General features: G+C 35.7%; 14 protein-coding genes. 9 read left to right on the top strand and 5 right to left on the bottom strand.

The window, feature by feature from the left end; all coding sequences use genetic code 11:
- The first annotated feature begins 4 nt into the window (after positions 1-4).
- From UABHE_RS25270 to UABHE_RS25260, 3 genes are all read left to right on the top strand, one after another.
- Positions 5-964, top strand: coding sequence for a WD40 repeat domain-containing protein (locus UABHE_RS25270; RefSeq protein WP_372366088.1), 960 nt, complete (start codon positions 5-7; stop codon positions 962-964).
- Between the two features lie 780 nt (positions 965-1,744).
- The gene (locus UABHE_RS25265) at positions 1,745-2,212 is read left to right on the top strand and encodes an ExbD/TolR family protein (protein WP_372366087.1); all 468 of its coding nucleotides are present in this window, start codon (positions 1,745-1,747) and stop codon (positions 2,210-2,212) included.
- A gap of 13 nt (positions 2,213-2,225) precedes the next feature.
- Complete coding sequence (locus UABHE_RS25260; RefSeq protein WP_372366086.1) at positions 2,226-3,296, top strand: C45 family autoproteolytic acyltransferase/hydolase; 1,071 nt, start codon at positions 2,226-2,228, stop codon at positions 3,294-3,296.
- A gap of 158 nt (positions 3,297-3,454) precedes the next feature.
- Here UABHE_RS25260 and hemA read toward each other — a convergent pair whose 3' ends face one another.
- Genes hemA through UABHE_RS25245 form a run of 3 tightly spaced genes read right to left on the bottom strand, consistent with a single transcriptional unit; the run spans position 3,455 to position 6,120 of the window.
- On the bottom strand, positions 3,455-4,726 hold the full coding sequence (gene hemA, locus UABHE_RS25255; RefSeq protein ID WP_372366085.1) for a glutamyl-tRNA reductase: 1,272 nt from the start codon (positions 4,724-4,726) through the stop codon (positions 3,455-3,457).
- Complete coding sequence (locus UABHE_RS25250) at positions 4,726-5,550, bottom strand: inner membrane protein YpjD (RefSeq protein WP_372366084.1); 825 nt, start codon at positions 5,548-5,550, stop codon at positions 4,726-4,728. Before UABHE_RS25250 ends, hemA begins: the two co-directional genes overlap by 1 nt.
- Positions 5,551-5,559: 9 nt before the next feature.
- The gene (locus tag UABHE_RS25245) at positions 5,560-6,120 is read right to left on the bottom strand and encodes a DUF1294 domain-containing protein (protein ID WP_372366083.1); all 561 of its coding nucleotides are present in this window, start codon (positions 6,118-6,120) and stop codon (positions 5,560-5,562) included.
- A 215-nt stretch (positions 6,121-6,335) separates the two neighbouring features.
- Here UABHE_RS25245 and UABHE_RS25240 point away from each other — a divergent pair, with 215 nt between their 5' ends.
- Genes UABHE_RS25240 through UABHE_RS25215 form a run of 6 tightly spaced genes read left to right on the top strand, consistent with a single transcriptional unit; the run spans position 6,336 to position 13,095 of the window.
- Positions 6,336-7,187, top strand: coding sequence for a hypothetical protein (locus UABHE_RS25240; RefSeq protein ID WP_372366082.1), 852 nt, complete (start codon positions 6,336-6,338; stop codon positions 7,185-7,187).
- The gene (locus UABHE_RS25235) at positions 7,187-8,095 is read left to right on the top strand and encodes an ABC transporter ATP-binding protein (RefSeq protein WP_372366081.1); all 909 of its coding nucleotides are present in this window, start codon (positions 7,187-7,189) and stop codon (positions 8,093-8,095) included. Before UABHE_RS25240 ends, UABHE_RS25235 begins: the two co-directional genes overlap by 1 nt.
- Positions 8,092-8,865: an ABC transporter permease gene (locus UABHE_RS25230; protein WP_372366080.1), complete on the top strand. Its 774-nt coding sequence runs from the start codon at positions 8,092-8,094 to the stop codon at positions 8,863-8,865. Before UABHE_RS25235 ends, UABHE_RS25230 begins: the two co-directional genes overlap by 4 nt.
- A gap of 3 nt (positions 8,866-8,868) precedes the next feature.
- Positions 8,869-10,080 carry a hypothetical protein gene (locus UABHE_RS25225; protein WP_372366079.1) on the top strand — a complete coding sequence of 404 codons (1,212 nt, stop codon included), beginning with the start codon at positions 8,869-8,871 and terminating at the stop codon, positions 10,078-10,080.
- Positions 10,081-10,089: 9 nt separating this feature from the next.
- A complete protein-coding gene (locus UABHE_RS25220) occupies positions 10,090-11,871 on the top strand; it encodes a potassium channel family protein (RefSeq protein WP_372366078.1) in 1,782 nt (593 codons plus the stop codon).
- Between the two features lie 12 nt (positions 11,872-11,883).
- On the top strand, positions 11,884-13,095 hold the full coding sequence (locus tag UABHE_RS25215; RefSeq protein ID WP_372366077.1) for a leucine-rich repeat domain-containing protein: 1,212 nt from the start codon (positions 11,884-11,886) through the stop codon (positions 13,093-13,095).
- On the opposite strand, the gene UABHE_RS25210 is transcribed toward UABHE_RS25215, so the two are convergent.
- Both UABHE_RS25210 and UABHE_RS25205 read right to left on the bottom strand, forming a co-directional pair.
- A complete protein-coding gene (locus tag UABHE_RS25210; protein WP_372366076.1) occupies positions 13,079-14,749 on the bottom strand; it encodes a CDC27 family protein in 1,671 nt (556 codons plus the stop codon). The genes UABHE_RS25215 and UABHE_RS25210 overlap by 17 nt on opposite strands.
- Before the next feature lie 11 nt (positions 14,750-14,760).
- On the bottom strand, positions 14,761-18,561 hold the full coding sequence (locus UABHE_RS25205) for a protein kinase (RefSeq protein WP_372366075.1): 3,801 nt from the start codon (positions 18,559-18,561) through the stop codon (positions 14,761-14,763).
- Positions 18,562-18,601: the final 40 nt, after the last annotated feature.

Genomic DNA, 18,601 nt, shown 5'->3' with positions numbered 1-18,601 from the left:
AAACATGAATAAACATATTACTTTAGCTATCATAATTGTTTTTATAGTTTCTAGTTTTAGTTGGGCACAAAGACCACCTAAACCAAAAATTCTTCATACTATTCACTTTGATTCATACGATATGCACAGCGTTTCATTTTCTAACGATGGAAAACACATCGCTGTATCTGGTAACATATACCAAATAGGTATTTGGGATGCAGAAACAGGCGAAGAAGTTAAGAAAATGAGTACAGGCGCTGCTGTACGCGAAGTTATCTATTGTGCAGACGGAGAAACTTTTGTTTGTGCGAAAGAAGAAAAAGTTGTCGCTATGGAAATAGAAGAAGACTACGATGCACTATCGCAATTTGGTTATAGTAGCCGTGCTTACTCTGCTGCAGTAAATGCGGATAATATCGTTGCTATTGGTTGCGATGATCAAGTAGTTATTTGGAATATGGAAACAGGAGACAGCAAAGTTGTTAAAGCTAACGATGAAGTAGTTGCTATAGCTTTCTCAGCAGATGGAAAAACGGTTGCTTTTGGCGACGACGACTACGTTGTGAAAATTTGCGATGTAGCTACCGGAAAAGTCTCTAAATTAATGGGAGGCCAGCTGAAGAAAACCTATGAAGAACCTACAGCCCTTGCTTACTCTCCAGATGGAACAATGCTTGCAGTTGGTACTAAAAAAGCTATTTACATTTGGGATATTGCACAAAAAAAAGTTGTTAAAACTTTGACTGGTCATGAAAAAAATGTCACTAGTCTTGTGTTTTTCGCAAACAACCTTTTCCTCGCTTCTTGTGCTAAAGATGGTAAAGCAGCTGTTTGGTCTGTAAAATCCGGAATGTCTCGTTTTGCTAAAGAAGTAAGTGATAAAAGACTTTATGGTGTTGCAGTTTCTGCTGATATGACAAAAATGGCAGCGACAGGCGAAGATGGAAACGTAAGAATATGGAAACTTAAAGTAAAAAAATAATAACGTTTCTATAATAAACAACTGTGGGAAACCCCGCAGTTGTAAAATTCTTTTCAAATTAAAAGTTTTATTCCATTCCATTTTATTTCATTTTAAATCCTTTATTACTTAAAACGCGACATCATTTAACCTATAGCCGCTAAAAATTCTGAGTTCCCACTAGATTATATACTTGCCCTGCTGTGAAACAAAAATCTGCTCAATTCCCTGATGTATCACAAATAACATGTATTTTTGTACTAAGTCCTTCGCTACTTTTCCTAATCCTTGATCTTTTCTTTATTACTGTGCTGTGATTACAGTTGAATCAATCATCTTAAGAGATTATATCGATAACGGTACTTTTCAATTGATTATTGCTCATTACCTTATATTATACTATGAACCGCTTTGAGCCCGTTTCTAAGTGCGCGTCCGCTTTCTACAGATTTATTTTTTTCAAACTGATACTATACCACTATAGCTAGTGAATTTGGGAAATTGCGAAGCGCCTATGTTGACGGTAGGTGTGTTATAGTGTAGTAAGGTGCATTTTAACTTCTTTCCGCTTGCGAAACCTTCTAGTAGAAAGGTAGAACTTTTGTGGGTTGTAACAAATGTTTCTTTATTTGATCAAAAGCTTTGAAGTCAGGCTCGGGCTCAAAAAAATATTATACGTTTTAGGTGCATATTCCAATTGCTACGTCCCTTCTCAATAAAAGAAAAGTGAACGTTTTCATTTTTTTTACGTTTAAATGAATAACTTTGGCAACTTGTTTTCTTTATACTAAGGGAATTAATATGAAAAACGATGTGAAACTACACAGTGCTTTTACTTTTATGTTTATTGATATGCTTATGGTACTTCTTATTTTTTTTATCTGTCTTACACCAACATTTACCCTTGAGGGAACATTGGGTTCAAATCTACCTAAAGATTCAATGGGGCATCCGCCCAATGATCGTAAAAAGAAAGAAAATATTATTATTCATACCGATGGCAAGAGGATTTTAGTTGGTGATCATGTTTTTACAGGTCAAAAACGCTACAAGCAGTTGCATAGTTTACTTAAAAAACTTATTCTGCAAATTCGTCGATTCAAAAATGTCGATCAAATTAATATGATTCTTGATCATGATATCAATGCTCCTTTTGAATCAACAATTGGGCTATTAGATGTATGCCACGGTTTACCGCAGACAAAGCAAGGATTCGTGAGAATTGTTTTTGCTGCTAAATTTAAGGAAGAACTCTTAGATCATAAGTAGAACTGGAGGAGCGATGTCATTATATGAATTACCTGTTGTAGAGCTCAGTGGTACATTTCGACATATGGGCGAGAGCATTGGCGAATGTTTTCGTGAAGAAATTATTGAGTTATGCGAAATTCACTACAAGTGGACGCAAGAAATTATCGCTCAAGCGGGTCGTCATTATGATGCCGAGCAACTTACCGCTGTTATTTACGAGTGCATTGGACACATGCGTAATTTCTATGAAGAGTCCTATGATGAATTTTATGGTATCGCTCGTGCTGCAGGTGTATCTTTGGAATATCTCTTTTTATCACATATGACTGATATTATCGACGTACTTGTTTTTAGTGGTTCTAATCATCGTTTTGGTTGTTCAAGTGTTATTGTTTGTGGTGATCGTACAGCAAATGATAGGATTCTTATAGGACAAACTTGGGACTGGCTCACCGCTGACATGCCTTTTTTCTGCCTTATACATCGTAAACCAACAACGGGAATTGAAAATTGGTGCTTAGGACTTTTACCGAGTTATTCTATGGGAATAAATGCTGAAGGTGTGGCACTTGGTTCTACGAATCTTTTGACTTGGGATGCACAACCAGGTACTCCGCGCACAGCAATTATCCAACGCGCGCTCAATTCACCAGATGCAAATACTGCATTGTTAAATATTACAAAAGCCCCTAGAGCAAGTGCTCATTACCACTATCTAGCAGATAAGAACGGAGTTGGTTACGGAATTGAATCCTCTGTTCAAAAATCGGTGGTAACAAAGCATCAGGAAGGCTTTTATGTACACTGTAATCATGCGTTAGACAAAGAGATAAAAAAATACGAAAATTGCGTCCCTGATGAATCAACCATTTTTCGCCAACAGCGTTTAAGCGAATTATTACAGTCAAACGACCAGGTAACAATAGCTGATTTGCAAAAATATTTTGCTGATGATAAAGGTGGTGAGCTAGGTGTTCGCCAAGAAAATACTCTTGGGATTTATAGTACAGATGCCTGTGTTGTTTTTTCCCCACAAAGTGGAGAGTTTTACGCTTGTCGAGGTCAAGCAGATCGTGGGCGTTGGTTGCATTTTAAAATTTAAAAGGCTACATACAAACAAAGTTCTTATAATTGCAAAAAAGATGTGGGGGACAGTGCCCGCGGCAATACGTCAAAACAAACTCATTTCTATATTATTCTTTTCGTGGATCGGTGAATAGTAACCTTTGTTATTTTTATGCAACGGTTTTGCCCATTGTATTAATTACGCTCTGTACTATAGATTTCAGATATCAGATGTAATTTTGATACATCTAACTGTTGTTTGCGTGCCATTTTTTGTAATGTAATGACTGGTTGGTGTTGAATTTTCTTGATAATGCCATTGGCTAGTTTTTCTAAATTTTGAAATTCTTGTGCAGAGACTTTATTTGAAAATTTTTCCAGTTCTTTATCGCGAATTTCTTCAAAGTAACGAACAACAGCTTTTATTGTCGGAGTGACATTGAGTGAACGGCGCCATTTTAAATAATTATCAGCATAATAATTGATAATTGTTTGTGCTTCAGGTATTTGCGACTTTCGTTTTTCGATATTGTTAGTAATTACATTTCTCAAATCATCAATATTATACAAAAAGATATCTTGACTGAGGTCCTTTATACCTGGATTGATATTACGCGGAGTGCTAATATCAACCATAAGTAAAGGGCCACTACGCAATTTCAGAATCTTTTTAGTTTCTTCATAACCAACTAAGTATGTCGGAGAATTAGTTGCCGTTACAACAACATTTACTTCGCTAAGAGCCATGGGAATCTGTTCAAGAGAGATAACTTTTCCACCAAATTTTTCTGCAAGTGCCTGCGATTTTTCTCTTGTGCGATTTGCAATTATGAACTGCTTTGCACCTAACGAAGCAAAATGTTTTGCCACTAATTCAGAAGTTTCGCCAGCGCCAATAAGTAAGATACGGTGTTTTTCAAAACTTCGGAATATCTTACGTGCCAATTCAACAGCTGCCAATCCAATAGAAACAGCACCTTGGCATAAAGTAGTTTGTGTTCTTACTGCTTTTCCTGCAACAATCGCTTGCTCAAAAAGTTTATTGAGCAGTGGAAATTTACGGCCACTAGAAAGTAACAAATTGTAACTTTCCTTTACCTGACCTAAAATTTGATCTTCGCCAAGAATAAGGCTTTCTAAACCACTAGAGACAGAAAACAAGTGGCGTACAGCCTTTTGATTGTACAAGATATTTGGTTTCGGAGCATGGTGTGGAAATGCAAATTGCTTGTTATAGCGGTATTGCCATGATAACCAACACAACAATGCTTCTGGCTTAGGAGTAACAATATAAAACTCGGTACGATTACAGGTAGAAACAATGGCAATTTCTTGAATTCTATTATTATTCCCCACAGCTTTTGTGAATGAAATTACTTTATCAGAAGTCAGAGAGATCTTATCGCGAAATTCTACAGGGGTGTTTTTGTGATCGTAACCAATGACAACAACTTGTTCGTTTTCCATTACACAAACCTATGAAAAGTATTCAAAAAGAATTCAAGAACCGTAACCACAGTAAATAGCATAACAAACAACCACACAGAAAGTATATTGGTGCGTAATCCGTGGACACCACTCTTCCAAGTTGACCACCAAATAGTAGCGTATGCACACAAGGCAATATCGGTAATCCATACTTTGGGATCGGCTAGCCCAAAGTGTCCAAACAACTTGTAAGCCCAAAAATGCCCTAAAAGAATGCCTATACCTAAGACAATGATACCGCATATTGTCGCATTTTGTCTCATTGAATCTAGAGTTTCCAAGTCGGGTAAACCTTCATATAAAATACCAAATTGTTTTTTCTTGATTTGCTTAGCTAGCACACAGTACATGAGGGCATAGAGTGTTGCAATTGCTAAAGCTGATAATCCGAGTAATGTAAAACTTGCGTGTACCCCAAAAAGTGGATTGGCAAGTAGCTCGTTAGTGGTTTTTTCGCCGCGAAATAACAATGTCGATACAGTTTGACACAAGGTAACAATGCTCAAGAAAAAAATTCCGGTAGTGTATTCGCGCTTTAGTCGTTCAGTTACGCAATAAATAACAGCGATATCAAAAGCTAGCATTGATAGAGATTCAAAAGAGCTTTCTATCGGAAATCGCTGAAAATGCCATCCTTTCGCTACCAGAAAAACTAAATGCAAGCATGTTCCACATAGCAATAAAAAAGAAGCCCATTTTGCTGTTTTCAGCTTTTTATTAATAAAATAACGGCCGTATAAAACTGTGGTTAGTCCATAGATAATGGGGAGAAATATGTTAAGTGCTATAACCAGTTTTAACATGAGTATTCCTTATGAATGTATAAGTGGCCAAAATTTCCAAATAAGAAGTACTTGAGCGATAAAAACAATCCAAAAGGTTACCACAAAAGAAAACTTTACTGTTTTGTGTCGAAAAAAACGACGACTGACAAAAGCCATGGGTGTTCCGCCGATAAAAGCAAAAAAGTGAAGTGTATTTTCTGGTATTCTCATGCCACCTTTTTGTGCTTTTGCCGTTCTTTTATCATGACCGTATAGGAAAAACACAGAGATATTTACTGCCACGAAATACGAAATTCCCCAATGAATACCAGCGTATTTTGTCATCGCATACATTAACGATGCAACAATAGCAAAACCGACCAATGAAAAAAAGACAAATGGCGATGTTTGCTTACCTCCTGGTTTTACATTAACAGCTTCAGGGCCTTTATCCCCGTATTTAACCCCAAACGATACTTTTTCTCCTGGTTCGAGAGCTTTTTTTCCTTTGATATTTTTAACGTGTACAAATATTTGATCTTCCTGATCATCTGTACGTATAAATCCAAAACCTTTTTTGGCGTCAAATTTTACAATTATTCCGTTCATATTCTATTCCTAAATAGGAATAATCTAACTTATATGATGTAAAAATGATAGCATTTTTTGTAAGTTTTTGCCAAGATAGTTGATATATCATAATATATATAGTTAAATGAAATTAGATGTTAAGTGAGTCGCAAAAACTTTTTGCGACTCACTTAACAGTGACATTTTCACTAAAACGAGAAATTTTGTCTAAGAATCCAAAGCAGGAGTAATAAATGAAACTAATCAGGAATATAAATAGAGTGCTTATCGTTCTAGCTCTTTTCGCTTGCAGTTGTACATCTGTAGCCTCAGTAAACTGGGTTCAGCGAGCAGGAGGAGACAACCGCAAAAAGGTATGGGTTCCGACTTGTTCTAAATGTGGCCATGTTGTTAATTTCCGCGCGCGACAGTGTTCAAATCCCAAAGATAGAACTCTGATTGTATGGAATGACAAAGATTTATATTTCGAGTTTCCTGACAATCCGCAAAATGCCTACACTACTGATCAATTTGAAGTTATAGATCCACGTGAACAAAGCGATGAGGTTGTGGTAACAAGTGAAGAAGAAGATGCTGCTCCTGAAAAAGAAGAAGAGGGCACTCAAGAAGAAGAACAAACACCTCAAGGAGTTACATCTGATTTTGATGATCTGGATTGGGAAGAAGATGATTGGGCAGAAGGTGATTTTGACGAAGAAGAATCTAGCGAAGAGGAATCTAGCGAAGAAGAATCTAGTGAAGAAAGTGACGACTTTTTAGAAGAAGATGATACTTATCTTGACGATGATGAGTCACTAGAGAATGTAGAAGAAAGTTCTAAGGATGAAAGTTATGATGAATGGGAAAATAGTAGTGAAATCGATAAATTCTTAGAAGAAGAGCCAGAGGATAGTGAGGAAGAAAATACGGAAGAAAACGGTGATGATGGTTTTGGTAATTGGGATTCATCAGAGGAAAAATCAGAAGAAGACGAGAATTCAAAAGAAGAAAATGAGAATTCAAAAGAGACTACAGATGATAGTGAAGGTGGCGATTTAGAAGAGGACGGTGGCTTTGGTGATTGGGATTCTGACGGAGACTTTTAATGACATATGCATTAAACATTTCGCAACTCAAGAAATCTTACGGTAGCCTTGTTGCTCTCAAGGGGATTAGTTTTAAGGTAGATAAAGGTGATTTTTTTGCACTACTAGGTCCTAATGGTGCAGGAAAATCTACGACAATTGGAATTTTATCTAGTCTTGTCAACAAAAGTAGCGGAGATGTTGAAATTTTTGGTAAGGATATAACAAAACAAAAAAACCTTGCTAAAAAATATATCGGCTTGGTTCCTCAAGAATTTAACTTTAGTGTTTTTGAAAAAGTAATGCAAATAGTTGTTAATCAAGCTGGGTATTATGGTATTCCACGTAAAATTGCAGTGCCACGCGCGGAAGAATTGCTAAAAAAATTGGGGTTGTGGGAAAAACGCGCGGCTGTTGCGCGTACACTGTCTGGTGGCATGAAGCGTAAATTAATGATTGTAAGGGCTCTCTTGCACAGTCCGCAACTTCTTATTCTTGATGAACCAACAGCAGGCGTTGATGTTGAAACACGTAGGGAAATGTGGGATTTTTTAAAACAACTCAATGTTCAAGGTACGACAATTATACTTACGACTCACTACTTGGAAGAAGCCGAACAATTATGCAAAAATATTGCAATTATTGATCATGGTGAAATTATCCAAGATACATCTATGAAAAGTTTACTTGCACAGTTAGATCACGAAAGTTTTATTATCGATACTAGAGATCAAATAAGGGATTTGCAGGAAGTTACAGGCTACTCATTGGAAAAAATAGATGACACCACTATTCGCCTAGATTTACATAAGGACCAAAACCTCAATGAAGTTATTTCTCAATTAACTACGCAAGATATTCAAGTGAAAAGTATGCGCAACAAAGCAAATCGTCTAGAAGAACTTTTTATCAGGTTGACAAAAAAATGAATGCCCACGAACAATTTATTGCTTTTATGACTATACTCCGTAAAGAAGTAGCGCGTTTCATGCGTATTTGGACGCAAACTTTACTACCAGCAGTAATTAGTATAACACTTTATTTTATTATTTTTGGCGCTTTTATTGGCTCGCAAATCAAACCAATCAAAGGTTTCACTTATATGCAGTTTGTCGTACCTGGCTTTATTATGATGGCAGTTATCCAAAATACTTATGGCAATGTTGTTTCATCTTTTTTTGGGACTAAATTTCAGAAATCGGTGGAAGAGTTACTCGTTTCGCCAACACCTTCATACATTATTATTCTGGGATATTGTAGTGGAGGAATGTTACGCGGACTTATTATTGCGTTTTTAGTTACGGCAACCTCTTTGATCTTTGAACCACTTGCTATTGTCCATCCAATAACAACAGTGGCATTTGTTATATTAACAGCTTTTCTATTTTCACTTATAGGGCTTACCAATGCTATTTTTGCACAAAAGTTTGATGACATTAATATCATACCAACCTTCGTACTAACACCGCTTATTTATCTCGGAGGAGTCTTTTATTCTATTGAACTACTTCCAAGCTTTTGGCAAAAGGTGTCTCTCTTCAACCCCGTCCTTTATATGGTAAATGGTTTTAGATACGGATTTTTAGGGGTGTCGGATATCGGAGTGTGGTTTGGGTTAACAATGCTCGTTGTTTTCATTTTTATCTTTTTTATTGTAAATCTAATTTTTATCAGCCGCGGTATTGGTTTAAAGAGCTAAATTATGAGAATTTTTATTTTTTGTTTTTTGTTTTTTTGTTGTCACATTTCTGTCGTTGGTGATACAGGAACGAATGAGGCGGAATTATTGGAAGCCACAGCGAGTAACTATAGCCGCATGGCTTCCAATAAAATAGCTTTAGCAAACGTTTTAGAGAAACGAGGCGGAAAGTTTATTGTTGAAGCTCAAGAACATCGCAAACAGGCTTTCGTATATATAAATAAAGCACAGAAAAATTTACAACGAGCTATTGTACTTCGCTATGAGCGTCTTCGACGTATGCAAGAGAGTTTAAATACTCTCGATAGTCAAAAACGCCAAAGTCTTAGTATTGCATCGTGGAATATTCAAAATTTTGGTGAAAGCAAAATGGAAAAAATAATACCTTACAAAAATAAGGAGTATACTATTCCTGAAATTGTTGCCGATATTTTGCATGAAGCCAAATTTAATGTTATTGCAATTCAAGAAGTGGAAGGCGATAACTTAGAAGCTGTAGAGCGGGTAATTGAAGTTCTCAATATGCGTATAGGGCAAGAGGCTTATCGTATGACATATCCTGAAAAAATGGGTGTAAGTAGCAATACAGCTGAATTTCTTCCTATTATTTATGACAATCGATTAGTAAAACTCAAAACTCAAGGCATGCTACGCGATTTAGAAATGCAAAGACCGCCACACTACGCTCTTTTTGAAGTGCGCAAGGATAAATTTAAGAACCCTCAAGCGAGAAAGGAAAATTTTGATTTTTGCTTGGTTTCAGTGCATCTTGCTCCTAAGGGTTCGAAGGAAGAAGATCTTCCGCGGAGAAATGATTTTAAACTCATTCCCAAAGTTTTTCGATTTCTCAATAAAAAATTTGCCGTAGAAGATATCATTGTTGCTGGGGATTTCAACTGCGATCCTAATCGCGGTGGTATTGATGGCGAATTGTGGAAAAATGTTCGCAAGAAAAAAATTGTCGTTCATCCTATTACTTTGCGCGGAGAAGTTACTGTAGCGAAAAAAACAATGACCTATGGTAAAAGAGTCAACGACAATATGATTTGGATGCACAATAGCGAAGAGGATTGGTCGCAAGTAAAAGAAGTGTACGAGTATGATTCTCTACATTTTCGCGATCCTGACGGTAATATTGATCGCAGTTCGGCGCGCATGGTCTCCGATCACCTTCCTATTTGGGCGAAATTTAATACTGGTTGTGATAGTCGTTAGGAGAGCCTTGTGGATAATAATTTAACCACATTAAATATAGATGATGTTCTAAAAAAAGCTGGCGAAAAAATTGAAAATTTTTATATTCCAATTCTTAATTTACAAAAGCAAACCAGCGATATTGAAATCTTCAATTGTGTTATTGGTGAAATAATTTTAACAGATTGCCAAATACAGCACAAAATACACTTAGAAAATGTTGTTGTTGAAGGTTCTTTTATTGCTGGCAAGAAAAGAAGTTCTGATAAAGCAGTTGCTGCTCAGTTTGATAATGCAATGATCTTAAAAAATTGTAAATTTAAAGGGGAAGTGGTTTTTGGGCACTGTGTATTTTCAACACTCATGTCTTGCCAAGATTGTGTATTTTTCGAAGAAGTTATTTTTGGACATGCACACTTCAAAGAACAAGCTTATTTTTGGGGATCGCAATTTAACAATACCATTTCCTTTAATCATGCTGTTTTTGAAGTAGAAGGTCATTTTGATAAATGTGATTTTCGTGCAGCGGCACACTTTGTAAAAGTAAATTTTAAAGGTCAGGATGCCTCTTTTAATTATATTACAGCACAAACAGATATTGACTTTTCTGAAATAGATGTCGATTGCTTTTTTGCTTTTCGCGAATCGAAAATAGATGGAAAGATTGACTTCAAAAAAGCGGTATTCCACAAAGATGCAGATTTTATTCGTTCCGCCTTTCGCAGTAATGTTACATTTGAAAATGCACATTTTCACGAAAAAACGGATTTTTCCTACGCTCAATTTGCACAGTCTTCTTTTTTTTATGGTAGTTCTTTTAGCAACATTACTTTCTTAAACGCGCAATTCAATAATGAAGTACTTTTTAATTTAGACTCACATACCAGGCGTAGCCTAGGTGAAAGTGTTTCAGAAATTAAACCAGCACAGTTTAATGGTAATAGTGATTTTACCAATACGCGCTTTCACAAACGCGCTATTTTTGAAAACGTTACCTTTGTAAACGAGGCGCATTTTGCCAACTGCTTCTTTGGCGAACAGGCCAATTTTATTAATGTGCGTGCTAATGACTATATTTGTTTTGACAGTGTATATTGCAACCAAGAATTCTCTGCAGTAGGTGGTAAGTTTGCAAAAATAACGTTTGATTATGCGAACATTAATCGTCGTTTAGATTTAAGTGGGGCGACACTCAACGCTTTATCTTTTTATAAAGCAGCAGTAGATCTCATGGTGGTTGAAGCCAAACAAATTCGCCGTAAATTAATACATGAAAATCCAGAAAAACCATCATATGAAAAGTGCGCAGAGGAGTATCTACTTCTTAAAGAAAGTTTTTATCAACGTGGATTACATGAAGAAGAGGACTGGGCATATTTTAAATTTCGTCAAACAAAACGTAAGTATCGTACTAAAGAAAACATTGAAAAAATGAAAGCGGCTTCGTTTATTAATAAGTTGTTTTATTTAGGCAAATTACCATTTTCGCTATTTGAAAGAATACTTATTGATCGTGCGACAGGTTATGGAACAAGACCACTCAATATCACCATTGTAGCGATTAGCTTTATTCTGTTCTTTGGCGCTGTTTACAGTTATTTTCCAGATACCCTGGTAAAACCAGAATCTATGCCATTTGGGTTTGCGCAAGCGACTTATTTTAGCTTTGCTACGTTTACAACAATGGGCTTTGGTGACATTCAACCACGACTTGATAGTATCATGCCATATGTTGTGAGTACCGAAGCTTTCTTTGGACTATTTATTATGACTCTTTTTGTCGGAACATATACACGAAAAATAATTCGCTAAGAAAAATAGCTCATGGAAGTAATTAAAGGAAAGTCATTAAAAAAAATACAGCCAAATACTAGATATTTGGCTTGTACTTTTTACTTAGAAGAAATTGATGTTGATAGTTTTGTAGGATGTGAATTTGACAATTGCTCTTTTCGCGGGAGTAGTGTTGATATCGATCTCTCGAATAAAAAACTAGATTGTATTCCTCATTGGATTTTTCATTTAACGAATCTAAAAAATCTCAATTTGAGTAGTAATAAAATTGAAGAAATTCCCAAAGAAATTGGTCAACTCTCATCCCTCGAAGTTTTAAACCTATGCAATAACAAAATAAATAGTATTCCAAAGGAAATGAAGGAACTTTTCCGTCTTAGAACTCTCAACCTGAGTGGTAACAAAATTGTTAAAGTAAAATGGATAGAACTTGATTCTCTTAAAGTTTTAAAAATGAGTAGCAATCAAATAGAAAAAATTCCAAACGAGATTGGACAACTATCTTCTCTTGAAATTCTCGATTTAAGTGGTAACAAAATAGAGCATATTCCAAAAGAAATAGGTCAACTTTCTTCTTTAGTATTTGTAAAACTGGATAAGAATAGAATAACAAAAATTCCAAAAGAAATAAGCCAACTTTCTAAATGTATTTGGCTCTATTTACGTAATAATAAAATAGCAGAAATGCCGAAAGAAATAGGTCAACTTTCTTCTCTTGTCGAACTTCTACTTGATCATAATAAAATAGCAGGTCTTCCGAAAGAAATTGGGCAACTTTCTTCTCTTGTCGAACTGCGGCTTGATGACAACAAAATAATAGAAATACCAAAAGAAATTGGGAAACTCTCTTCTCTTGTTTCGCTGTCGCTCGGAACAAACAAAATAACAAAAATTCCAAAAGAAATTGGACAGCTTTCTTTTCTTGAGGTTCTGTTTCTGCGCAATAATCAAATAACAAAAATTCCAAAAGAAATTGGACAACTTTCTTCTCTTACTGGTTTAACATTGGGAATAAACCAAATAAAAGAGATTCCAAAAGATATAAATCAGCTTACCTCTCTAGAAGAATTGCATCTTGACAATAACAAAATAGCAGAAATACCAAAAGAGATAGGACTACTTCCCTCTCTTGAATATTTGACATTGTATGAAAACATGTTTATTCGTATTCCAAGAGAGAGAGGTAGTTATTGTTCTGTGTCTTATCGAGGTAATTTTAGCAATACTAATAGCTGGCGATGATTCCTGTGGTAAAAACTTGGCGGCTATAATCAAAATCGGCTAAATTAGAATCATTTCGTTCATAGGTATAGGAACAAAAGAGTGAGAGTGAATCCATGATTTTATGTGCAAAGAACACTTGACCATAATAAACATGATCCCCCCTCTCTTCATTATCAATAGAATTATCATTGTTGAAGTCACGGTAGCGATACTCTAGGCGAATTCCGTAATAGTTATCTTTTAAAATATAACCGTTCATTGCTGCGTAAATTGACCCTTCATTGCGGTCAAAATTTTCGCCTTCTGTTGATGTGAGTAAATGATTGTAGCCGACCTTTAAAGTTGCTTTTATTGGTTTTAGATAAAAAGACTGGGCTAAACGAAAAAAATGGTAAAAACCTCCTAGTTCGTCGTCATCATCATTGACATCATCTAAAAAGAAACGGTATTCAAGTGTATAGCCAAACTCAGTATATATCCATTCTGTTTGAAATATAGTAAAGTCAGCAAACACGTCAAAATCATTAGCAAAAGGTTCATAATCAACGAGATAATATTGGTTGCGCACACCTGTTTTAAAGTTAACAACATCGTTAAAATCATGGCGAAAGCCTATTTCAGTTTCGAAAGCAATTTGGTCGATTTCATCAGCTAGCTCTACGTATTTTCGACCAAAGATAGAACCTTTTATGTAAACTTCGCTGCCAACCCCTATTTTGGTGTGGTATTCTCCGCGTAAAAAATACGAGACAAAAAAGTCGTAGCGTTGATCAACATCTACAGGAATTTCATCTCCGAAAGCACGAGGGTTACTATCGTAACCTCCTCCTATCTGCGCTTGAATCCACCATGGTTTTTCTGCTTCAGCAATTTTGTAATCTTCTGCTAGGTCGCGAAGCTCTAAAGCCGATTTTTGAAACCAGCTTTTACGTTTATCTTTGATCGTAGAATCAATGCGTTTCATTAGTTCTTTGCGTTGTTTAAGTTGAATAGCACATAATGCTAAGCAGTAATGAATGGCATCTGTATCTTCTGCGTCGCGTTCTAACGCAACGCGCAAATATTTTTGGGCATTTTTAAACTGTTTGACAAAAAAGTAAGAATAACCAAGAAGCATAATCGCTTCGGAGTCACCAGGAGATTCTTCTTCAAAAGTAGAGAGAGCAGCGATCGCTCTCGGATACATTCTTTTTAAAAAATAGGCACGACCAACTTCTAGTTGATATATAGATAAATCAGCTCCAAGCTCTTTACCTTTTTGTAATAGTTTTAAGCCTTCGTCTGTTTTTTGAGTACGAATAAATATCATGCCTTTGATAAAAAGAGCTATGCCACTATCGGGTTCTTCCTCCAACACTTGTTCTATAGCTAAAAGTGATTCTTTATATTTTGATTCTTCTAATAAAATAATCGCTTCCTCTAGCAAAGAATCTATTGCGGAAGATGTTTCTTCAAGAGAATCACCAGAGTCTTCTGTGTTGTTTGATTCGTTCTGATCGTCTTCTATGTTCTGATCGTCTTCTATGTTCTGATCGTCTTCTATGTTCTGATTGTTTTCGATGTTCTGATTGTTTTCGATGTCCTGATTGTCTTCGACGTTCTGATTGTCTTCGACATTTTGCGCATATGTGCTTACTAAAATCAGTATGAAAATAATGAAATATCTTTGCATATTCACTCCTATCAATGGCTATATTCAATTAATTCTTTGGTAAATATTTTCTGGCCATTTAGATATTTTTCTTGTTTTACTTCTCCTACTTCTGGCGCATAGTAGATGAAGGAATATCTCTGAGAATTGTTAGAATATTTTAATTCTAATTTTATACAATTATCAAATGTTCCTGCGGGAACTTGAATTTTTTCAGAAACACTTACTATACGATACTCTACCTTATAACGAGGTAACTCACTTGTCCAGGTCATTTGTTTTTTAGGAGGGTATTTTAGTACTTTGTCGGTGGTTCCATTTCGAAATTTTTTGACCATATATCCATCTTTTTTATACCAACGTTCATCCCCAACACGACCATCTACCTTAATAAGATATTCATCATTTTGAATAGCTGCAATGATGTATGTGTTATACGAATTATTATTATTGATTGATGTGCGGTATTTCCATTTACTATTGAAATTTAGTGGCGTATAGTTCGTAAATTGTATCATAATTTCGTTTACACGCGAATTGTTACCTCCTAAATTTTGATATATTTTTAGGTGTTTTCCCGCTTCATCTGTTTTTCCTGCTGTATATAACATCATTCCTACTTTACGGAATAGATCGAGGTATTTTTTTTGAGATCGTTGTTTTTCGATATAGCCTAAAACTGTTGTATATGTTTGTAAAGCGCGTGTTGTTTGTCGTTTTTTTTCATAGAGTTCTCCAAGAGTAATACTACGCGACACTATATTTTTTTTGTTGCCTTCGCGTTTTGCAGCAGTTATAGACTTTTCTAAATAGAAAATAGCTTTTTTCTGCGATTTTCTCAAATAAATGCGCGCTAACATATAGTACGTTTCGCTATGATGATCATTAGCAATAACTAAAGGCTTGACAGCTTTTTTATATTGCTTTTGGTAGTAATATGCTTTACCTAAACATAGCAAAGCGCTTTTACTCTTGGAGTTTATTTTTAGTGCTTTTCTACAAAGTTCTTGGGCCTTTTTATACATTCTATTCTTTAGTGCATTTTGTGCATCGCGAATAAGTTGTTGTTGTTCACTTTTGTTATTAGCTTTTTGTAGCTCAATTAAGTAAGAAATTTTTTGTTGAACTTGTTGCCTATATTCGCTATTTGGATGTTTTTTCTTGTATGTTTGCCATAAATGTAAAGCTTCTTTATACTGTTTTTTGCTTTGTTGTAATTCCGTAGATACTTTTGTTTTTTCGTATTCACGTGCTTCGTTCAAACGCTGAACAATTTTGGTTTTTACTTCGCTGATTTCACTTTCAGCTTTTTTATTTGGAACAGGGAGCTTTTCTAAATCTAAAAGAGCTTTGTAAGCAGCTTGCCACAACTTTTGTTGTACTAGAGAAAGCAGCTCATTCTTGGCCGTTGAAAATTGATACTCTTCTTGTAGCTGTTGCTGTTGCTCATTTTGTTTGCGAAAATCCTTTATATTTTTTAGTTGTTGTTTTATCGTTTCTTCGTACGAATTATTTGGGTGAGATTTTTGATAGGCAGTGAGTAGAGCAATTGCTTTTTCAAATTGCTGCTGATTACGTGCAATATTCACACTTGTGGTGAGAGTTTGGTAATCTAATTGCTCTTGAATTTTGCGATCAATTAAGCGTCTATATTCACTTACTTTATTGACTTGCTCTACCGATAAATTCATATTAACTGTTTGCGTTAAAATAGAGCGTGCTTCTTGCCATAATTTTTGCTGTAAATAAATGTTGATTTTGCCTTCAAAAGCTTTAAAGCGTTCTGAGTTATTCGTATTGTTAATTTGTTGGTTAGAGGTCCCTGCTGTACCACTTTCTCCTGCTGGGGCCGTATTTTTATTAAACATTGCAAAATATCCGATAGTACCTACACCAATAATAACTATGGTGGCTGCAATTGCCAGTAAAGGTTTGCTGTTTTTGTTGCGAACTTTTTTCGCTTCAACTTTTTCTCCGCCGAGAAAGCGATCTATATCTGCAATAAACTCAGCGCAGTTTTGATACCGTTCCTCTACTGGTTTTGACAATGCTTTTAAAATGATGCGTTCTAAGTTATCAGGCAAATCAGGTCGCACAGTTTTTGGTGGGTCTGGTAATTCGAACATTTGCTTTTTTAGAAGTTCGCGTAAAGTATTGCTTTTGAAAGGCAAGCTTCCTGTTGTCATTTCATAAAGAATTACTCCGACAGCATATATATCTGTACAATGATCTACTTTTTCTCCTCCTGCTTGTTGCGGAGACATATAGAATGGTGTACCTATAGCACCTTGCGTAATAGACTCTATCTCGGATTCTTCTACTAATTTTGCTAACCCAAAGTCAACTATCTTGATTAAATCTTTTTGCTGCTCATCTTTTTCGACAAGTATATTAGCTGGTTTTAAGTCGCGGTGAATTATGCTTTTATTATGCGCTTCCTCTAAGCCTTGCAATATTTGCTTAGTAATTTCTAAAGATCTTGGAATGTCTTTATTCCAGTTTTTTTGAAGAATCTCATCAAGTGGCTGTCCCGTACTACAATCCATTGTTAGGTATGGACTACCATTTTCTAAACGGCCAAATTCGCGAACAGGTATAATGTTGCGATGCATAACACTCATAGTCGCTTCTACTTCGCGAACAAATCGGCGGTAATTATTCTCGTTTGCGGCAATGTTAGAGTGCATTATTTTGAGGGCAAAATAACGGTTACTCATCATCGTGTGTTGCACTTTGTAAACAGCCCCCATACCACCACTACCCAATTTTTTCTCAACACGAAATTTGTCGGCGAGTACTTGGCCAGGGGCAAAGTGTTGACCAGCTGTAGCAACAACAGCAGGTTCTGTTTTTTTTTCTTTCATAAGAGAAAGAATTTCACTTGGAGAAAGAACATCTCTTTCTAAGAGTAACTGGCATATCGAAATATTGTTTCCTGTTTGTGATAGGCTTTGTTTCTCTTTCATGCAACTCTGTAAATCACTAACGCTTATTTTTTTCTGCTCTACAGCTTTCTGAGCAACGGCCATATCCTCTGAGCTACCTGCTTGTGGAAGTTGCGCACTTATTTTACCGCGTTCGAAATCACTAAGTGTATGAAACGAAATTTTATCACTTGTAGAAATAATACTATCTTGTTCGTTGTCTGTTACTGTCATATCGAAAGATGTTGTTGGCTTTACCTGCTCTACAGGGGCCCCTTCGCCTATTGCAGGCATTGTTATATCGAGAGGTAAATTTTCTGATAAACTTTTATCATTTGCAGCCATTGTAAGATCAAGAGGTAAATTTTCTGATAAACCTTTATCATTTGCAGCCATTGTAAGATCAAGAGAAGGCTGTTCTGTTGAATATTCATTACCTGCAGCCATTGTAACATCTAACGGTATATTTTTTTGTAAAGCTTCAGGCATTGTTTGATGTAAGTTTTGTTCCTGAGAATTTCCTTCAGGCATTGTTAAGTGTAGAGGCGCTCCTTGAGAATCTTCTGAAAAATCAATTATATTATCGTTATTACTAACATATGAAACATCTAAGTGAGAGCCTTCGCTCATATCACTTTGCGTTTCGTTAGCTATTATCAAACTATCTCCAGCTTTAATGGTTTCATCTTCGCTAATAGTTTGATCTAATCGAGCAACCTCTTTTTGTATTTCGATTTTATTATAAACTGTTCTGACTTGTTCCTCTGTTAATATTTGCTGGTCTATTAGTATATCTTCTATATTTTCAGGTATGGTTGTGCCATATAACTTGAGAAGTTCGCTGAGTTTTTGCTGGGGAAGATAATTTAAAGAAACAGCTTTTTGTAAAAAAAGTAACTTGCCGTGCATTTGAATATTCCTATAATTACTAAATCGCAAATCTATAAAC

This window comes from Candidatus Uabimicrobium helgolandensis (assembly GCF_041508025.1).
Lineage (GTDB): Bacteria > Planctomycetota > Uabimicrobiia > Uabimicrobiales > Uabimicrobiaceae > Uabimicrobium > Uabimicrobium helgolandensis.
This window is presented reverse-complemented; position numbering and strand designations above follow the sequence as displayed.